Source organism: Aliiglaciecola sp. 3_MG-2023, assembly GCF_030548205.1.
GTDB lineage: Bacteria > Pseudomonadota > Gammaproteobacteria > Enterobacterales > Alteromonadaceae > Aliiglaciecola.
Genome location: NZ_JAUORV010000040.1, coordinates 1 through 1,313, shown reverse-complemented (window position 1 = coordinate 1,313; position 1,313 = coordinate 1). Strand labels below are relative to the sequence as shown.

1 rRNA gene is annotated in these 1,313 nt (G+C 50.0%); it reads right to left on the bottom strand.

The features are described 5' to 3' along the window. A 23S ribosomal RNA gene (locus Q4574_RS21415) occupies nt 1–1,313 on the bottom strand; the annotation flags it as partial.

Here is a 1,313-nt window from a genome sequence, read left to right as displayed (position 1 = left end):
TAGCCTTCTCCGTCCCCCCTTCACTGATATACCAAGTACGGAAATATTAATCCGTTTCCCATCGACTACGCATCTCTGCCTCGCCTTAGGGGCCGACTTACCCTGCCCTGATTAGCATGGGACAGGAAACCTTGGTCTTCCGGCGTGGGGGTTTTTCACCCCCATTATCGTTACTCATGTCAGCATTCGCACTTGTGATATGTCCAGCAAGCCTCACAGCTTACCTTCAGCCACTTACACAACGCTCCCCTACCATGTTTACAAAGTAAACATCCGCAGCTTCGGTATATTGCTTAGCCCCGTTACATCTTCCGCGCAGGCCGACTCGACTAGTGAGCTATTACGCTTTCTTTAAAGGGTGGCTGCTTCTAAGCCAACCTCCTAGCTGTCTTAGCCTTCCCACATCGTTTCCCACTTAGCAATATTTTGGGACCTTAGCTGGCGGTCTGGGTTGTTTCCCTCTTCACGACGGACGTTAGCACCCGCCGTGTGTCTCCCGGATAGCACTCATTGGTATTCGGAGTTTGCAAAGGGTTGGTAAGTCGGGATGACCCCCTAGCCTTAACAGTGCTCTACCCCCAATGGTGTTCGTCCGAGGCGCTACCTAAATAGCTTTCGGGGAGAACCAGCTATCTCCCGGTTTGATTGGCCTTTCACCCCCAGCCACAGGTCATCCCCTGACTTTTCAACGTCAGTGGGTTCGGTCCTCCAGTTGATGTTACTCAACCTTCAACCTGCCCATGGCTAGATCACCGGGTTTCGGGTCTATACCTTGCAACTAAACGGGCAGTTAACCCTCGCTTTCACTACGGCTTCCCTATGCGGTTAACCTTGCTACAAAATATAAGTCGCTGACCCATTATACAAAAGGTACGCAGTCACAGAACAAGTCTGCTCCCACTGCTTGTACGTATACGGTTTCAGGTTCTATTTCACTCCCCTCACAGGGGTTCTTTTCGCCTTTCCCTCACGGTACTAGTTCACTATCGGTCAGTTAGGAGTATTTAGCCTTGGAGGATGGTCCCCCCATCTTCAGTCAAGATAACACGTGTCCCGACCTACTTAATATGGCAAAAATAACGCTTAGTGTACGGGACTATCACCCTGTACCGTTGAGCTTTCCAACTCATTCCACTACATTATAATTACTCGGCTGCTCCCCGTTCGCTCGCCGCTACTAGGGGAATCTCGTTTGATTTCTTTTCCTAAGGGTACTTAGATGTTTCAGTTCCCCTCGTTTGCCTCTACAACCTATGTATTCAGTTGCAGATAATGCATAAATGCACTGGGTTCCCCCATTCGGACATCTGTGG